This is a genomic window from Pseudomonas cimarronensis (assembly GCF_049331905.1).
Classification (GTDB): domain Bacteria; phylum Pseudomonadota; class Gammaproteobacteria; order Pseudomonadales; family Pseudomonadaceae; genus Aquipseudomonas.
Genome location: NZ_CP186283.1, coordinates 3,793,691 through 3,810,179, shown reverse-complemented (window position 1 = coordinate 3,810,179; position 16,489 = coordinate 3,793,691). Strand labels below are relative to the sequence as shown.

Below are 16,489 nucleotides of genomic sequence, written 5' to 3'. Positions count from 1 at the left end.
CACGGGGCCTGCTTCAGAGGGTAGTTAATTGAACGACATGGCAAAGAATCTGGTCCTGTGGCTGATCATCGCCGCCGTCTTGGTGACGGTGATGAACAATTTTTCCAGCCCGAGTGAGTCGAACAAACTCAACTACTCGGAATTTATCCAGCAGGTTCAAGGCGGTAGCGTCAAGCGCGTGACCGTGGATGGTTTCACCATCAGCGGCACGCGTATCGATGGCTCGTCGTTCGAGACCGTGCGTCCAGCGATTCAGGACAATGGCCTGATCAAAGACCTGATGGACAATAACGTCGAGATCGTCGGCAAGCAGCCTGAGCAGCAGAGCATCTGGACTCAGTTGCTGGTGGCCAGCTTCCCGATTCTGGTGATCATCGCCGTGTTTATGTTCTTCATGCGCCAGATGCAGGGCGGCGCTGGTGGTAAGGGTGGGCCGATGAGCTTCGGTAAGTCCAAGGCGCGCCTGCTGTCCGAAGATCAGGTCAAGACCACCTTCGCAGATGTCGCCGGTTGCGACGAAGCCAAGGAAGAAGTCAGCGAGCTGGTTGAATTTCTCCGCGATCCGGGCAAGTTTCAGCGCCTGGGTGGTCGTATCCCCCGTGGCGTGCTGATGGTGGGCTCGCCAGGTACCGGTAAAACACTGTTGGCCAAAGCGGTTGCTGGCGAAGCCAAGGTGCCGTTCTTCACCATCTCTGGTTCCGACTTCGTTGAAATGTTTGTCGGTGTCGGTGCCAGCCGCGTCCGCGATATGTTTGATCAGGCCAAGAAGCATGCGCCATGCATCATATTTATCGATGAGATTGACGCCGTTGGTCGCCATCGTGGTGCCGGCATGGGTGGTGGTCACGATGAGCGCGAGCAGACCCTCAACCAGTTGCTGGTAGAGATGGACGGCTTTGAAATGAATGACGGCATCATTGTGATTGCCGCCACCAACCGTCCTGATGTGCTTGACCCTGCTTTGCTGCGCCCAGGTCGTTTTGACCGTCAGGTCGTGGTCGGTCTGCCAGATATCCGTGGTCGCGAGCAGATTCTGAAAGTGCACATGCGCAAAGTGCCGATGGGCGAAGACGTTGCGCCGGCGGTGATTGCGCGCGGTACTCCCGGCTTTTCCGGTGCTGATCTGGCCAACCTGGTTAACGAGGCCTCACTGTTCGCTGCACGTGCCGGTAAGCGTCTGGTCGAGATGAAGGAGTTCGAACTGGCTAAAGACAAGATCATGATGGGTGCCGAGCGCAAAACCATGGTCATGTCTGACAAGGAGAAGCTCAATACCGCATTCCATGAGGCTGGCCATGCTATCGTTGGTCGTCTGGTGCCCGAGCATGATCCGGTTTACAAGGTATCAATCATTCCGCGTGGTCGTGCCCTGGGCGTGACCATGTTCCTGCCTGAAGAAGACCGTTACAGCCTGAGCAAGCGTGCACTGACCAGCCAGATCTGCTCGCTGTTCGGTGGGCGGATTGCCGAAGAGATGACCTTGGGTTTCGATGGTGTTACCACCGGTGCGTCCAATGACATCATGCGCGCCACCCAATTGGCCAAGAACATGGTCACCAAGTGGGGCTTGTCGGAAAAACTTGGGCCGCTGATGTATGCCGAAGAAGAAGGTGAAGTTTTCCTCGGTCGCAGCATGGGCAGCCAGGCCAGCAACGTTTCCGGTGAGACGGCCAAGCTGATCGATGAAGAGGTTCGCCGCATCATTGACGAGTGCTACGCCATTGCGAAGAAGTTGCTGGTGGAAAATCGTGACAAGCTTGATGCCATGGCTGAAGCGTTGATGAAGTACGAGACCATTGATGCTGAGCAGATCGACGACATCATGAATGGTCTGGCGCCACGTGAGCCGAAAGGCTGGCAGGGTGGTGATGACAATAACGGCACGCCGACTGCGCCTATTGAGATCGTCGAGTCTGCGGAAAAGCCCATTGGTGGTCCTGCCGCTGAGCATTAAGGTTCTTCATGTCTGTTGTGCCTACCTTTGACCGGCTGCCCTGTGGCAGCCGGTTTCTTGATTTAAGCCGTCCGCAAGTGATGGGCATCCTCAACGTAACCCCTGACTCTTTCTCCGATGGTGGGCGCTACGGTCAGCGCGACGCAGCATTGCGCCATGCTGAGGCAATGCTGCGGGCTGGCGCGACGCTGATCGATGTCGGTGGCGAGTCGACTCGTCCGGGCGCGCGTGCGGTTTCTCCGGTTGAGGAGTTGGAGCGGGTTGCGCCGATTGTTGAGGCCATTGCTGCCGAACTGGATGTGATTATCTCGGTGGATACCTCGACGCCAGCTGTCATGCGGGAAACAGCCCGTCTGGGGGCGGGGCTTATTAATGATGTGCGTTCGTTACAGCGCGATGGCGCTCTGGATGCGGCGGCCGATACGGGTTTACCGGTGTGCCTGATGCACATGCGCTGTGAGCCGGGCACCATGCAGCAGGATCCACAGTACGCTGATGTGGTGGCTGAGGTTCGTGATTTTCTGCTTGAACGCATGGCTGCCTGTGCTGCAGCGGGGATTGTTGCTGAACGGATTATTCTTGATCCAGGTTTTGGCTTTGCGAAAACCCTGGCGCACAACCTGTCGTTATTCAAGCATCTCAAGACTTTGCATGCGCTGGGCCGTCCTCTGTTGGTAGGGGCTTCGCGTAAAAGCATGATTGGCAAGGTATTGGGGCATGAGGTTGGTGAGCGCCTATATGGCAGTCTGGCGCTGGCTGCTCTGGCTGTCAGTAAGGGAGCCCACATCCTACGCGTGCATGATGTGGCGGAAACGGTTGATGTAGTGCGTATGATCGCCGAAGTTGAAGCAGCAGAATAAGTTAGAGGGATTGGCGGGATGGCTAGAAAATATTTTGGTACTGACGGGGTTCGTGGGCGAGTGGGTGATTTCCCGATCACGCCGGATTTTATGCTCAAGCTCGGCTGGGCGGCCGGCATGGCATTCCGCAAGCAAGGCAAGTGCCGCATCCTGATCGGTAAAGACACGCGTATTTCCGGCTATATGTTCGAGTCGGCTCTTGAGGCAGGTCTGTCTGCGGCGGGTGCCGATGTGATGCTGCTGGGGCCGATGCCAACGCCAGCCATTGCCTACCTGACTCGCACTTTTCATGCCGAGGCCGGTATCGTGATCAGTGCTTCGCACAACCCGCACCATGACAATGGCATCAAATTCTTCTCGGGGCAGGGCACCAAGCTGCCGGATGAAATCGAGCTGATGATCGAAGAGTTGCTGGATCAGCCGATGACCGTGGTCGAGTCCGAGCAGTTGGGCAAGGTCTCGCGAATCAACGATGCTGCTGGGCGCTATATCGAATTCTGCAAGAGCAGTGTGCCAAGCAGCACCGACTTTGCCGGGCTGAAGATCGTCATCGATTGCGCTCATGGTGCCGCGTACAAGGTGGCGCCAAGCGTATTCCGCGAGCTGGGCGCGCATGTCACTGTGCTGTCGGCGCAGCCGAACGGCCTGAATATCAATGACAACTGTGGCTCGACGCATATCGAAGCGCTGCAGGCTGAGGTGCTGGCGCAGCAGGCGGATCTGGGTATCGCCTTTGATGGCGATGCGGATCGCGTGTTGATGGTCGATCACTCTGGCGCGCTGGTGGATGGCGATGAGTTGTTGTTCATCATTGCTCGCGATCTGCTGGAGCGCGGCAAGCTGCAGGGCGGTGTGGTCGGCACGCTGATGAGTAATCTGGGGCTCGAGCTGGCTCTGGCCGATCTGGGTATTCCCTTTGCCCGGGCCAAGGTCGGTGATCGTTATGTGATCGCCGAGTTGCTGGCGCGTAATTGGCAATTGGGCGGCGAAAACTCCGGGCATTTGTTGTGTCTGCAACACACCACCACGGGTGATGCGATCATCGCTGCGTTGCAGGTGCTGATGGCGCTCAAGCGTCGTGGGCAGACGCTAGGTGAGGCTCGACTGGGTATGCAGAAGTATCCGCAGGTGCTGGTGAACGTGCGTTTTGCTGGGGGCGTCGATCCGCTGGAACATCCTGTCGTGCGGGAAGCCAGTGCCCGGGTGACCGAGCAGATGGCGGGGCGTGGTCGTGTGTTGTTGCGTAAATCAGGTACCGAGCCCTTGGTGCGTGTCATGGTTGAGGGTGATGATGAAAGCCTGGTTCGCGGCTATGCCGATGAATTAGCTAAAATTGTTGCTGATGTATGTGCTTGATTCGGCTTGCCAGTCGGTAAGCTGTTGGGTAACATCTGCGCCCTCTTTGACCGACGAGGTAAAGCATGCGTCGCCCAATGGTTGCTGGTAACTGGAAAATGCACGGTACCCGCGCCAGCGTCGCAGAGCTGATCAACGGTCTCAACCAGCAGGCTTTGCCTGCTGGTGTAGATGTTGCGGTTTTTCCCTCTTGCCTGCATATAGCCCAGGTTGTTGATGGTCTGGTGGGCAAAGTTGTTGCGGTCGGTGCGCAAGATTGTGCGACTGAAGCGCACCAAGGTGCTTTGACGGGTGAGGTAGCAGCAAGCCAATTGGTGGATGCGCGTTGCTCGATGGTGTTGATTGGTCACTCTGAGCGCAGATCGTTGCTGGCTGAGGGTGATGAAGTTGTGACGCGCAAGTTTGCTGCGGCGCAATCTGCGGGGCTTATGCCTGTGCTTTGTGTGGGGGAAACCCTGGCTGAGCGTGAGGCGGGTCAAACCCTTGATGTGGTTGCGGCGCAGTTGGCTGCTGTGACTGAAAGTCTGGGTGTTGATGTATTTGCCGATGCGGTCATTGCCTATGAGCCGGTTTGGGCGATAGGCACTGGATTGACTGCGTCGCCAGAGCAGGCTCAGGAAGTTCATGCGGCGATTCGCGCGCAGTTGGCGGCGAAAAATGCTGTGTTGGCTGGAAAAGTAAGAATTCTTTATGGTGGCAGTGTTAAGGCCGCCAGTGCTGCCGAGTTGTTCGGTATGCCGGATATCGATGGGGGGCTTGTGGGTGGAGCCTCTCTGAATGCGGATGAGTTCGGTGCGATTTGTCGCGCCGCAGGAAGCTGAGAAAATGCTGGAAACAGTTATCGTTGTTCTTCATCTGCTGGGTGCCATTGGTGTTGTTGCGCTGGTTTTGCTGCAGCAAGGCAAGGGCGCCGACGCGGGTGCGTCTTTTGGTTCGGGCGCTTCGGCAACTGTATTCGGAAGCCAAGGTTCCTCTACCTTTTTGAGTCGAGTTACTGCTATACTCGCCACCGCTTTTTTCATGACTAGCTTGGGCTTAGCGTTCTTTGCTAAAGACAAAGCTGATGGTATGGCTCAGGTTGGTTTGCCTGATCCAGCGGTCTTGGAAGTACAAGAGGCTAAGCCAGCTGTTGAAGATGTACCTGTTCTGGATGCAGCTAAGCCGGCTAATGAAGCGGCAGACGTACCTCAGGCTCCTGAGCAGCAGTAAGTAGCAAAGCGCGTTACGCAACAAACGATTTTGCCGAGGTGGTGGAATTGGTAGACACGCTACCTTGAGGTGGTAGTGGCCATAGGCTGTAGGGGTTCGAGTCCCCTCCTCGGTACCAATTTTCAGAAAAGCCCGCTCGAAGCGGGCCTTTTTGTTGCTGGAGTGTCGATTGACCCTGCTTGGGGTTCGGTCGTATAATCCGGCCCCAGCTTTGATGTGGGATTGAGCAGTAAGGTCGCTCCTCGGATGATGAGTCCGTTGCTGGTCGGGTGAAACCGGCCCCCGCATTGAGTTGCAGAGGAGCCCCTTTTAAGGGGCTTTTTGCTAGCTGGGCGACAGCTTTGCCGGCCTTTAGAGGGCGGTTTGATGATGGGCGATTCGCCCATTTTTTATTTTTACAGCATGCGCGAGGGGTTCAGGTGTCGAGCAAGCTAGAACAGTTGCAGGCCTTGGTGGCCCCGGTAGTCGAGGCCCTTGGCTACCAATGTTGGGGTGTCGAGTTCCTGTCACAAGGGCGGCATTCTCTGCTGCGAATTTATATTGATAAGCAGCCTGACGGCGTGGTGATCGAAGACTGTGAAATTGTCAGTCGACAGATCAGTGGTGTACTCGATGTCGAGGACCCAATCAGCGCCGAGTACACCCTTGAGGTGTCATCACCAGGTATGGATCGGCCACTGTTCACCCTCGAACAGTTCGCCAGCCATGTCGGTGAGCAGGTCAAGATCAAGCTGCGTTCGCCTTTTGAAGGGCGACGCAACTTCCAGGGCCTTCTGCGCGGTGTGGAAGAGCAGGACGTGGTGGTGCAGGTGGATGACCACGAGTTTCTGTTGCCGATCGACATGATCGACAAGGCCAATATTATCCCCAGATTTGATTGAGACGCGGGTCCCGCGCAAGTGGCGCGGATAGCGCGGATCCAATGGATTGCGAAAGGCGAGGCGTACGATGAGCAAAGAAGTACTGCTGGTTGTTGAGTCGGTGTCCAACGAAAAGGGCGTACCGGCGGGCGTAATTTTTGAAGCGCTGGAGCTGGCTTTGGCCACTGCTACCAAAAAGCGTTTTGAGGACGAAGTCGAGTTGCGTGTGGTGATCAACCGCCACAACGGAAGCTACGAAACTTTCCGCTGCTGGACGGTGGTGGAAGAAAGTGACTTTGATGATCCTGCGCATCAGGTCACCACAGACATGCCGCGTGCAGTCGAAGCCAACGCCAAAGTCGGCGATGTGCTGGAAGAGAAGATCGAATCCATCGAATTCGGCCGCATTGCTGCGCAAACCGCCAAGCAAGTGATTGTGCAGAAGGTTCGCGAAGCTGAGCGTGCTCAGGTGGTCGAGGCCTATCGCGAGCGTCTGGGTGAAATCATCTCCGGCACCGTGAAGAAAGTGACCCGCGACAGCGTCATCGTTGACCTGGGTAACAATGCTGAAGCAATGCTGGCTCGTGAAGACATCATCTCCCGCGAAACCTTCCGCGTCGGCGTGCGTCTGCGCGCTCTGCTCAAGGAAATCCGTACCGAGAACCGTGGCCCGCAGCTGATTCTGTCGCGCACTGCGCCGGAAATGCTGATCGAGCTGTTCCGCATCGAAGTGCCGGAAATCGCTGAAGAACTGATCGAAGTCATGGGCGCATCCCGCGACCCAGGTTCGCGCGCCAAGCTGGCCGTGCGCTCCAAGGACAAACGTATCGATCCGCAAGGTGCCTGTATCGGCATGCGTGGTTCGCGCGTGCAGGCGGTATCCGGCGAGTTGGCCGGTGAGCGTGTCGATATCGTGCTGTGGGACGACAACCCCGCGCAGTTCGTGATCAACGCCATGTCGCCGGCCGAAGTGGCCGCCATCATTGTCGACGAAGATGCCCATGCTATGGATATCGCCGTTGGTGCAGACAACCTTGCTCAGGCCATTGGCCGCGGCGGTCAGAACGTGCGCCTGGCCAGTCAGCTGACTGGTTGGACCCTCAACGTAATGACCGAGGCGGACATTCAGGCCAAACAGCAGGCGGAAACAGGCGACATCCTGCAGCGCTTTATCGACGAGTTGGAAGTCGACGAAGAACTGGCCCAGGTGTTGGTCGAAGAGGGCTTCACCAGCCTTGAAGAAATTGCCTACGTACCGATGGAAGAGATGCTCAGCATCGATGGCTTCGACGAGGATATCGTCAACGAGCTCCGCGCTCGCGCCAAAGATCGCCTGCTGACCAAAGCCATTGCCAACGAGGAAAAGCTGGCAGATGCCCACCCAGCCGAAGACTTGCTCTCGCTTGAGGGGATGGATAAGGCGCTTGCGCATGAACTGGCAGTGCGCGGCGTTATTAACCGCGAAGACCTGGCCGAGCAGTCGATTGATGACCTGCTCGACATCGACGGTATCGACGCTGAGCGAGCCGGCAAGTTGATCATGGCCGCCCGAGCCCATTGGTTCGAGTAAGCAGTTGCGGCCTGAGGAGAGAAATGCATGACGCAAGTCACGGTTAAAGAACTGGCCCAAGTGGTCAATACGCCGGTTGAACGCCTGCTGCAGCAAATGAGTGAGGCTGGTTTGCCGCACAAAAGCGCCGAGCAAGCAGTAACCGACAGTGAGAAGCAAGCCCTGTTGGCTTATCTCAAGAGCAGTCACGGCGAGAAAGTGGAAGAGCCGCGCAAGATCACCTTGCAGCGCAAAACCACCAGCACTCTGCGTGTTGCCGGTAGCAAAACCATCAGCGTTGAAGTGCGTAAGAAGAAAACCTTCGTTAAACGCAGCGCCGAAGAAATTGAAGCAGAGAAGCAGCGTGAATTGGCTGAGCAGCGTGCTGTTGCTGAAGCGGCGCGCCTGAAGGCGGAAGAAGAAGCCAAGCAGCGCGCTGCTGAGGATGCGCAGCGTGCGGCCGCAGCGCCTGCTGCTGTTGAGGCGCCTGTTGAAGCTGCTCCGGTTGTCGAAATCGAGCTGCCAGTGGTTGCTGCGCCGGTTGTCGAGGAACGCAAGAAAGACGAGCCACGTCGTCCCGACAAGGCGCGTAATGATGACGCCGACCGTCGTGGTGGTGAGCGCAAGACCACCCAGCATCGTCCGACCGTCAAAGAGAAGGCACCGGCACCGCGCGTTGCTCCGCGTACCATCGATGAGGAAAGCGATGGCTTCCGTCGCGGTGGTCGTGGCAAGGCCAAGCTGAAGAAACGTAACCAGCACGGTTTCCAGAGCCCGACTGGGCCAATCGTGCGTGACGTGAAGATCGGCGAAACCATCACTGTGGGCGATCTCGCTCAGCAGATGTCGGTCAAGGCCGCTGAAATCATCAAGTTCATGTTCAAACTGGGTACCCCGGCGACCATCAACCAGGTGCTGGATCAGGAAACTGCCCAGCTGGTTGCTGAAGAGCTCGGCCACAAGGTCACCCTGATCAGCGATACAGCACTGGAAGACTCCCTGGCAGAGTCGCTGAAGTTTGAAGGCGAGACCTTTGCGCGTGCTCCTGTCGTGACCGTAATGGGTCACGTTGACCACGGTAAGACCTCGCTGCTCGACTATATCCGTCGCGCCAAGGTTGCAGCTGGCGAAGCCGGTGGCATTACCCAGCACATCGGTGCCTACCACGTAGAAACCGAGCGCGGCATGGTCACCTTCCTCGATACCCCAGGCCACGCCGCGTTTACCGCCATGCGTGCCCGTGGTGCGAAGGCCACCGATATCGTGATTCTGGTGGTTGCTGCCGACGACGGCGTGATGCCGCAGACCATTGAAGCCGTTCAGCATGCCCAGGCAGCTGGCGTGCCGCTGGTGGTGGCAGTGAACAAGATCGACAAGCCGGGTGCTGACCTTGATCGCATCCGTAGTGAACTGTCGGTACACAACGTGACCTCGGAAGAGTGGGGCGGTGATACGCCGTTCGTACCTGTGTCGGCGAAAGTCGGTACCGGCGTCGACGAGCTGCTCGAAGCCGTACTGCTGCAGGCTGAGATCCTCGAACTGAAAGCCACTCCGTCGGCTCCTGGCCGTGGTGTGGTGGTTGAATCGCGTCTCGACAAGGGCCGTGGCCCGGTAGCGACCGTACTGGTTCAGGACGGTACCCTGCGTCAAGGCGACATGGTGCTGATCGGCTCGAACTACGGCCGTATCCGCGCCATGCTTGACGAGAATGGTAAGCCGATCAAAGAAGCGGGCCCGTCGATCCCGGTCGAGATTCTCGGCCTGGACGGCACTCCAGATGCTGGCGACGACATGAGCGTGCTGGCTGACGAGAAGAAAGCCCGTGAAGTCGCGCTGTTCCGTCAAGGCAAGTTCCGCGAAGTGAAACTGGCCCGTGCGCACGCCGGCAAGCTGGAAAACATCTTCGAGAACATGGGCCAGGAAGAGAAGAAGACGCTCAACATCGTCCTCAAATCCGACGTCCGTGGTTCGCTGGAAGCGCTGCAAGGCTCGCTCAGCGGCCTGGGTAACGATGAAGTGCAAGTGCGTGTGGTCGGTGGCGGCGTCGGTGGTATCACCGAATCCGATGCCAACCTGGCGCTGGCCTCCAACGCCGTGCTGTTCGGCTTCAACGTGCGTGCCGATGCCGGCGCGCGCAAGATCGTCGAGCAGGAAGGTCTGGATATGCGTTACTACAACGTGATCTACGACATCATCGAGGACGTCAAGAAAGCCCTGACCGGCATGCTCGGCAGCGATGTTCGCGAGAACATCCTGGGTATTGCCGAAGTGCGTGATGTGTTCCGTTCGCCGAAGTTCGGTGCGATCGCCGGTTGTATGGTGGTCGAGGGTACGGTTTACCGTAACCGCCCGATCCGCGTACTGCGCGACGACGTGGTGATCTTCGAAGGCGAGCTGGAATCCCTGCGCCGCTTCAAAGACGATGCTTCCGAAGTGCGTAATGGCATGGAGTGCGGTATCGGCGTGAAGAGCTACAACGACGTTAAGGTCGGCGACAAGATCGAAGTGTTCGAGAAAGTCCAAGTGGCTCGTAGCCTGTAAGCACGAGTCGCAACATGCAGCGCCCGGCCCCGCTTTTGCGCGGCCGGGCGTTTGCCGCTTTTAGGTCCGCTGCTTTTTGCGGCAGCGTGGCGAGTGAAGGTAGTAGAAATGGCCAAAGAATTCAGCCGGGCTCAGCGCATCGGCGACCAGATACAGCGCGAGTTGGCGCAGTTGATCCGTATGGAAGTCAAAGACCCGCGCCTGGGTGGCTTGGTGACCATCACCGCAGTGGACGTCAGCCGGGACTCCAGCCATGCCAAGGTGTACGTCACCGTTATGGGTGGTGAGCCGCAGGAAGGTGTGGACAGCGTGGCGCAGAGCATCAAGGTGCTCAACGATGCCAGCGGTTTTCTGCGCATGCAGTTGGGTCGCGCAATGAAGCTGCGCAGCGTACCGCACCTGCGCTTCCACTATGACGAGAGCGTGATTCGCGGTGCGCAGCTGTCGGCACTGATCGAGCGTGCCGTCAGCGAAGACCGTCAGCATGACGATGCACCCACCGAGGCCAAGGAGTAAGCGCGTGGCTCAGGTGAAACGTATTCGTCGTGCCGTCGATGGCATCATTCTGCTGGATAAGCCCAAGGGCTTTAGCTCCAACGCCGCATTGCAGAAGGTGCGCTGGTTGCTCAATGCCGAGAAGGCCGGGCACACCGGTAGCCTTGATCCGCTGGCCACCGGCGTATTGCCGCTGTGCTTCGGCGAGGCGACCAAGTTCTCCCAGTACCTGCTGGATGCCGACAAGGGCTATGAGACCCTGATGCAACTGGGCATCACCACTACCACCGCCGATGCTGAAGGCGAGGTGCTGGAGCGTCGTCCGGTGACCGTTGGTCGCGCCGATATCGAAGCGCTGCTGCCACAATTTCGTGGTGAAATCAGCCAGATACCGCCGATGTACTCGGCGCTCAAACGTGATGGCCAACCGCTTTACAAGCTTGCCCGTGCTGGCGAAGTAGTGGAGCGCGAGCCGCGTTCTGTTACTATTGCGCGCCTGGAATTACTGGACTGCGAGGCGGAGCAAGCGCGCCTGGCGGTTGATTGCAGCAAAGGCACCTATATTCGCACCCTGGTCGAGGACATTGGCCACCTGTTGGGTTGCGGTGCACACGTTGCAGAGCTGCGTAGAACCAAAGCGGGTCCCTTCGATCTGAGCCGCACCGTAACGCTCGAAGAGCTGGAGCGGGTGCACGCTGAGGGTGGCAACGAAGCGGTTGATCAGTTTCTACAGCCGGTCGACAGCGGTTTGCAACATTGGCCGTTGCTGCAGTTTTCCGAGCACAGTTCGTTCTACTGGCTGCAAGGTCAGCCGGTACGTGCCCCGGAAGCGCCGAAGTTCGGCATGGTTCGGGTGCAGGATCACAATGGTCGCTTTATCGGTATCGGTGAAGTGAGCGAAGACGGGCGTATTGCGCCGCGTCGATTGATTTCAACCAAGGCCTAGCCTGGGTTGCTGCTGCAGGCTTCTGGCCTGTGGTGCTGATTCGGTCAGTAAGACCGTAGCGCAGACAGGGGGTTTCGGCTCTGGTCTGCGTGTATCGAGGGTGGCTGTTAATAGGCGCGGTCATACCTCACTTTAAAAACACGGGAAGCGATTCCCGGCCTATTGCGACTGTTTCGGCAGTTGCCTAACTGAGAGGATTGCCCCATGGCACTCAGCGTTGAAGAAAAAGCCCAGATCGTTAACGACTACAAGCAAGCTGAAGGCGACACCGGTAGCCCGGAAGTGCAAGTTGCACTGCTGTCCGCCAACATCAACAAGCTGCAAGGCCACTTCAAGGCCAACGGTAAAGATCACCACAGCCGTCGTGGTCTGATCCGTATGGTTAACCAGCGTCGTAAGCTGCTGGACTACCTGAAGGGTAAAGACACCAGTCGTTACAGCGCCCTGATCGGTCGCCTGGGTCTGCGTCGCTAAGCAATGCTTACGCGTAGCTGACTGCCGAAGCTGGAAGTGGGGTTTACCCTGCTTCCAGCTTTTGCTTTTCTGCTTTGGCTGTTTTGGACGATAGCGGGTCCGATTCCCGTAACCGCCCACTCATTCTGTAAGACCCGTCTGTTCACATGCTGAGCAACGGCTGCAAGAAACGCTTTCCCCAAGGGCAACAAAGAGAAGGAAAACACCGTGAACCCGGTAATCAAGAAGTTCCAGTTCGGTCAATCGACCGTTACCCTCGAAACGGGCCGCATCGCCCGTCAAGCCTCCGGCGCAGTACTGGTCACCGTTGACGATGACGTCACCGTACTGGTTGCTGTCACCGGTGCAAAAACTGCCGACCCAAGCAAAGGCTTTTTCCCGCTGTCCGTGCACTACCAGGAAAAAACCTACGCAGCTGGCAAGATCCCCGGTGGCTTCTTTAAGCGTGAAGCGCGCCCGAGCGAAAAAGAAACCCTGACCTCGCGCCTGATCGACCGTCCGATCCGCCCGCTGTTCCCGGAAGGTTTCCAGAACGAAGTGCAGGTCATCTGCACCGTGGTTTCCACCAGCAAGAAGACTGATCCGGACATCGCTGCGATGATCGGCACCTCGGCTGCGCTGGCCATCTCCGGTATCCCGTTCAACGGCCCGATCGGTGCCGCACGTGTAGCCTTCCATCCGGAAACCGGCTACCTGCTGAACCCGACCTACGAGCAGCTCAAGGCTTCCAGCTTGGACATGGTCGTGGCCGGTACCAAAGACGCCGTGCTGATGGTTGAATCGGAAGCCAAAGAACTGACCGAAGACCAGATGCTGGGCGCCGTACTGTTCGCCCATGACGAATTCCAGGCCGTTATCAAAGCGGTATCCGAGCTGGCCGCAGAAGCCGCCAAGCCGACCTGGGACTGGCAGCCGAAAGCGGAAAACACTGCGCTGCTCAATGCTATCCGCAGTGAGTTTGGTGAGGAAATCTCCAAGGCCTACACCATCATCATCAAGCAGGACCGCTATGCGCGTCTGGGCGAGCTGAAAGATCAGGTCGTGGCCAAGTTCTCCGGTGAAGAAGGCCAGCCGTCTGCTGGTGAAGTCAAAGACGCTTTCGGTGAAATCGAATACCGCACCGTGCGCGAGAACATCGTCAACGGCAAACCGCGTATCGATGGCCGTGACACCCGTACCGTGCGCGGCCTGAACATCGAAGTTGGTGTATTGGACAAGACCCACGGTTCGGCGCTGTTCACCCGTGGTGAAACCCAGGCCCTGGTGGTTGCCACCCTCGGTACCGCCCGTGATGCGCAGCTGCTCGACACCCTGGAAGGCGAGAAGAAAGACCCCTTCATGCTGCACTACAACTTCCCGCCGTACTCGGTCGGTGAGTGTGGTCGCATGGGCGCCACCGGCCGCCGCGAAATCGGTCACGGTCGTCTGGCCCGTCGTTCGGTGCAGGCCATGCTGCCGGCCGCCGACGTGTTCCCGTACACCATCCGCGTGGTGTCGGAAATCACCGAATCCAACGGTTCGTCCTCGATGGCTTCCGTTTGCGGCGCTTCCCTGGCCCTGATGGACGCCGGTGTGCCGATGAAGGCGCCGGTTGCCGGTATCGCCATGGGGCTGGTTAAAGAAGGCGAGAAATTTGCCGTTCTGACCGACATCCTCGGCGACGAAGACCACCTGGGCGACATGGACTTCAAAGTGGCCGGTACCGCCAATGGCGTGACCGCGCTGCAGATGGACATCAAGATCCAGGGCATCACCGAAGAAATCATGGAAATCGCTCTGGGCCAGGCCCTGGAAGCGCGCCTGAATATCCTCGGCCAGATGAACCAGGTCATTGCTCAGTCCCGCAGCGAACTGTCGGCCAACGCACCGACCATGATCGCGATGAAGATCGACCAGGACAAGATTCGCGACGTGATCGGCAAAGGTGGCGCGACCATCCGTGCCATCTGCGAAGAAACCAAGGCTTCGATCGACATCGAAGACGACGGCTCGATCAAGATCTTCGGCGAAACCAAGGAAGCTGCAGAAGCAGCGCGTCAGCGCGTTCTGGGCATCACCGCGGAAGCCGAAATCGGCAAGATCTACGTTGGCAAGGTCGAGCGCATCGTCGACTTCGGTGCATTCGTCAACATCCTGCCGGGCAAGGACGGTCTGGTGCACATCTCCATGCTCAGCGATGCGCGCGTAGAGAAGGTCACCGACGTGCTCAAAGAAGGTCAGGAAGTTGAAGTACTGGTACTGGACGTGGACAACCGCGGCCGTATCAAGCTGTCCATTAAGGACGTTGCTGCTGCCAAGGCTTCGGGCGTTTAATCGCTGAGTCGCTTTGCGCTGCATAAAGAGGGCCCTCAGGGGCCCTCTTTTTTTGCCTGCAAAAAGCTCCGGGCGACCATGCTGCTGTGCGACCACAGGTGTCGTGCAATATGCCTTGCGTGTTACGGGCGAACATGCAGATTGCACGAGTCATGTGGTTCTGATTTATTTATAAGTTATTGATATTTATAGATAAACTACATTAATCGGGTTGGCACAGCGCTTGCGATAGTACTGGGGAGGCTGCAGCTCGTAGTGGCTTGCAGATTGTTCAGTAAACGCAGGAGGCTTTACCCATGAAAACGCCAATCAAGCATTTTGCTGTAACCGCCATGACCGCCACCGCTCTGAGTGTACTGCTCGCCGGACCGGTTCTGGCTGCCGGTGTTCCTAGCGCTCAACCACTGATGCTGGCTGCCAGTGAAACAATGGATAAGGCCGAAGATGCGGTTTCCGATACCTGGATCACCAGCAAAGTGAAATCGACCTTTCTGGCCGACAGCAACCTGAGCGGCCTCGATATCAAGGTCGAGACTAATCAGGGGGTAGTGGCACTGTCCGGTGTTGTGGCCAGCTCGGCTGAGCGTGACCTGGCGATCGCCAAGGCCGGAGAGATCAAAGGTGTTAAGGCTGTAGCCGCCGAAGCCCTGGAAACCGCCCAGTAATCCATGGATGTGTGCCAGGCACGGTAACAGTGTCTGGCCGCCACTCAACGACGAGGACAGCGTAATGAATGCCGATATCATCAAAGGCAAGTGGAAGCAGATAAATGGCCGCATCAAGGAGCGTTGGGGCAACCTGACCGACGATGATCTGGATGTTGCTGAGGGCCATAGCGAATACCTGGCAGGCAAGCTGCAGGAGCGTTACGGCTGGACCAAGGAAAAGGCTCAGGATGAGCTGCGTGATTTCAGCAACAAGCTGTAATCCTATGTGAAAAAGCCCCGCTGATAATCAGCGGGGCTTTTTAGTTGGCTGCTAAAAAGGCTCAGCTACCGCGCTTGCTTTCCACACTCTTCAGTCGGCCGCCTTCGAAGCGCAGGTAATAGTTCATTCCGTTACGCGGACCATAGACCCACTCTTCTACGAGGAATTCGTTATTGCCATGGGCGTCCAGGGTGTAACCCAGCATGTCGCGGGCAATCGGTTCACCGCATTTGCTGGCGACCTCTGTGGTGCGGTCACCGGTACTCGCGATACCTTTTTCGCAGCGCAGGGTGCTGGCTTGCGCGCTGGTTGCCAGAGCGAGCAGGGTGAGGCTGAGTGCTATCCGTTGCATGGTGCAGTGTCCTTATCGTGGTTTGGGAAAGTAATGAGTTGTGCTAGTTGCCGCGTTTGCTGTCGATCTTGATTAGCCGATTGCCTTGAAAGCGCAGAAATTGGTACATGCCGTTGCGTGGTCCGTATGACCACTCTTCAACCGCGACTTCATTATAAAAGCCGTATTGATCCAGCACTTCACGATAGCCGAGAAAGTCTCGGCTCAGCGGTTCGCCGCATTTGCTGCTGACTTCACTGGTGCTGTCGTCGAGGCTGATCAGCCCGCTGTCGCAACGCAGGGTTGATGAGGCCAGTGTATAGACAGGTACAAGTAATAGCAGGACGCTGATCAGGGCTTTCATCGGTTAGCGGCTCCGACGGCGTTCGATAGCGCGCAGGCGCGTGCCTTCGAAAGTAAGGATGCTCAGCATGCCGTTATCCGGGCCGTAGACCCATTCCTCGATCTGGTATTCGCGCCGTTCATTGGGGCCGAGAGAGTAGCCCACCAGGTCGCGAAAAGCCGGCTCGCCGCACTTTTGCAGCACCTCGAAACGGCGGTCATCCAGGCTGACCAACTGGCTGCCGCAGCGCAGCGTTTCAGCCTGCGCCAGGGTGCTGGCTGCGCCCAAGACGAGCAGCGGGATTACCGAGCGTGTACGCATCAACTTCGTC

17 protein-coding genes and 1 tRNA gene are annotated in these 16,489 nt (G+C 57.7%); 15 read left to right on the top strand and 3 right to left on the bottom strand.

Features of this window, described 5'->3' with window-relative positions:
- Positions 1–37 precede the first annotated feature (37 nt).
- The 15 genes from ftsH (at position 38) to ACOCLD_RS17710 (ending at position 15,484) form a co-directional block, all read left to right on the top strand.
- Positions 38–1,954 (top strand): ATP-dependent zinc metalloprotease FtsH, encoded by a 1,917-nt coding sequence (gene ftsH / locus ACOCLD_RS17780; protein WP_422910115.1) that lies wholly within the window; start codon positions 38–40, stop codon positions 1,952–1,954.
- Positions 1,955–1,962: 8 nt separating this feature from the next.
- On the top strand, positions 1,963–2,814 hold the full coding sequence (gene folP / locus ACOCLD_RS17775) for a dihydropteroate synthase (protein WP_422910114.1): 852 nt from the start codon (positions 1,963–1,965) through the stop codon (positions 2,812–2,814).
- Positions 2,815–2,832: 18 nt separating this feature from the next.
- A complete protein-coding gene (gene glmM / locus ACOCLD_RS17770; RefSeq protein WP_422910113.1) occupies positions 2,833–4,170 on the top strand; it encodes a phosphoglucosamine mutase in 1,338 nt (445 codons plus the stop codon).
- Positions 4,171–4,235: 65 nt separating this feature from the next.
- Positions 4,236–4,991: a triose-phosphate isomerase gene (tpiA, locus tag ACOCLD_RS17765; protein ID WP_422910112.1), complete on the top strand. Its 756-nt coding sequence runs from the start codon at positions 4,236–4,238 to the stop codon at positions 4,989–4,991.
- Positions 4,954–5,379: a preprotein translocase subunit SecG gene (gene secG / locus ACOCLD_RS17760; protein WP_422911838.1), complete on the top strand. Its 426-nt coding sequence runs from the start codon at positions 4,954–4,956 to the stop codon at positions 5,377–5,379. Before tpiA ends, secG begins: the two co-directional genes overlap by 38 nt.
- Positions 5,380–5,411: 32 nt before the next feature.
- Positions 5,412–5,497, top strand: a tRNA-Leu gene (locus ACOCLD_RS17755).
- 301 nt (positions 5,498–5,798) lie between these two features.
- Positions 5,799–6,260, top strand: coding sequence for a ribosome maturation factor RimP (gene rimP / locus ACOCLD_RS17750; protein ID WP_233686447.1), 462 nt, complete (start codon positions 5,799–5,801; stop codon positions 6,258–6,260).
- 67 nt (positions 6,261–6,327) lie between these two features.
- Positions 6,328–7,809 (top strand): transcription termination factor NusA, encoded by a 1,482-nt coding sequence (gene nusA, locus ACOCLD_RS17745; protein WP_233686448.1) that lies wholly within the window; start codon positions 6,328–6,330, stop codon positions 7,807–7,809.
- A 27-nt stretch (positions 7,810–7,836) separates the two neighbouring features.
- The gene (gene infB / locus ACOCLD_RS17740; protein WP_422910111.1) at positions 7,837–10,329 is read left to right on the top strand and encodes a translation initiation factor IF-2; all 2,493 of its coding nucleotides are present in this window, start codon (positions 7,837–7,839) and stop codon (positions 10,327–10,329) included.
- 108 nt (positions 10,330–10,437) lie between these two features.
- A complete protein-coding gene (rbfA, locus tag ACOCLD_RS17735; protein WP_257777523.1) occupies positions 10,438–10,845 on the top strand; it encodes a 30S ribosome-binding factor RbfA in 408 nt (135 codons plus the stop codon).
- 4 nt (positions 10,846–10,849) lie between these two features.
- Entirely contained in the window at positions 10,850–11,770 is a 921-nt protein-coding gene (gene truB, locus ACOCLD_RS17730) for a tRNA pseudouridine(55) synthase TruB (protein ID WP_233686451.1), read from the top strand.
- Between the two features lie 204 nt (positions 11,771–11,974).
- Positions 11,975–12,244 carry a 30S ribosomal protein S15 gene (rpsO, locus tag ACOCLD_RS17725; RefSeq protein ID WP_042554902.1) on the top strand — a complete coding sequence of 90 codons (270 nt, stop codon included), beginning with the start codon at positions 11,975–11,977 and terminating at the stop codon, positions 12,242–12,244.
- A 207-nt stretch (positions 12,245–12,451) separates the two neighbouring features.
- A complete protein-coding gene (pnp, locus tag ACOCLD_RS17720) occupies positions 12,452–14,557 on the top strand; it encodes a polyribonucleotide nucleotidyltransferase (protein WP_233686452.1) in 2,106 nt (701 codons plus the stop codon).
- A gap of 296 nt (positions 14,558–14,853) precedes the next feature.
- Positions 14,854–15,222, top strand: coding sequence for a BON domain-containing protein (locus ACOCLD_RS17715; protein ID WP_422910110.1), 369 nt, complete (start codon positions 14,854–14,856; stop codon positions 15,220–15,222).
- Positions 15,223–15,286: 64 nt separating this feature from the next.
- On the top strand, positions 15,287–15,484 hold the full coding sequence (locus ACOCLD_RS17710; protein ID WP_392540561.1) for a CsbD family protein: 198 nt from the start codon (positions 15,287–15,289) through the stop codon (positions 15,482–15,484).
- A gap of 61 nt (positions 15,485–15,545) precedes the next feature.
- Here the strand turns inward: ACOCLD_RS17710 and ACOCLD_RS17705 are convergent, their stop codons facing one another.
- The 3 genes from ACOCLD_RS17705 to ACOCLD_RS17695 are packed head-to-tail and all read right to left on the bottom strand — an operon-like array spanning position 15,546 to position 16,479.
- Positions 15,546–15,836: a DUF2845 domain-containing protein gene (locus ACOCLD_RS17705; RefSeq protein WP_160015927.1), complete on the bottom strand. Its 291-nt coding sequence runs from the start codon at positions 15,834–15,836 to the stop codon at positions 15,546–15,548.
- Between the two features lie 43 nt (positions 15,837–15,879).
- Entirely contained in the window at positions 15,880–16,179 is a 300-nt protein-coding gene (locus ACOCLD_RS17700) for a DUF2845 domain-containing protein (RefSeq protein ID WP_422910109.1), read from the bottom strand.
- Positions 16,180–16,182: 3 nt separating this feature from the next.
- A complete protein-coding gene (locus ACOCLD_RS17695; protein ID WP_422911837.1) occupies positions 16,183–16,479 on the bottom strand; it encodes a DUF2845 domain-containing protein in 297 nt (98 codons plus the stop codon).
- Between the last annotated feature and the right edge of the window lie 10 nt (positions 16,480–16,489).

Coding starts and splice junctions, on each gene's coding strand:
- ftsH (WP_422910115.1), top strand. CDS start 38: ATGGCAAAGAATCTGGTCCTGTGGCTGATCATCGCCGCCGTCTTGGTG.
- folP (WP_422910114.1), top strand. CDS start 1,963: ATGTCTGTTGTGCCTACCTTTGACCGGCTGCCCTGTGGCAGCCGGTTT.
- glmM (WP_422910113.1), top strand. CDS start 2,833: ATGGCTAGAAAATATTTTGGTACTGACGGGGTTCGTGGGCGAGTGGGT.
- tpiA (WP_422910112.1), top strand. CDS start 4,236: ATGCGTCGCCCAATGGTTGCTGGTAACTGGAAAATGCACGGTACCCGC.
- secG (WP_422911838.1), top strand. CDS start 4,954: ATGAGTTCGGTGCGATTTGTCGCGCCGCAGGAAGCTGAGAAAATGCTG.
- nusA (WP_233686448.1), top strand. CDS start 6,328: ATGAGCAAAGAAGTACTGCTGGTTGTTGAGTCGGTGTCCAACGAAAAG.
- infB (WP_422910111.1), top strand. CDS start 7,837: ATGACGCAAGTCACGGTTAAAGAACTGGCCCAAGTGGTCAATACGCCG.
- rbfA (WP_257777523.1), top strand. CDS start 10,438: ATGGCCAAAGAATTCAGCCGGGCTCAGCGCATCGGCGACCAGATACAG.
- rpsO (WP_042554902.1), top strand. CDS start 11,975: ATGGCACTCAGCGTTGAAGAAAAAGCCCAGATCGTTAACGACTACAAG.
- ACOCLD_RS17715 (WP_422910110.1), top strand. CDS start 14,854: ATGAAAACGCCAATCAAGCATTTTGCTGTAACCGCCATGACCGCCACC.
- ACOCLD_RS17710 (WP_392540561.1), top strand. CDS start 15,287: ATGAATGCCGATATCATCAAAGGCAAGTGGAAGCAGATAAATGGCCGC.
- ACOCLD_RS17705 (WP_160015927.1), bottom strand. CDS start 15,836: ATGCAACGGATAGCACTCAGCCTCACCCTGCTCGCTCTGGCAACCAGC.
- ACOCLD_RS17700 (WP_422910109.1), bottom strand. CDS start 16,179: ATGAAAGCCCTGATCAGCGTCCTGCTATTACTTGTACCTGTCTATACA.
- ACOCLD_RS17695 (WP_422911837.1), bottom strand. CDS start 16,479: ATGCGTACACGCTCGGTAATCCCGCTGCTCGTCTTGGGCGCAGCCAGC.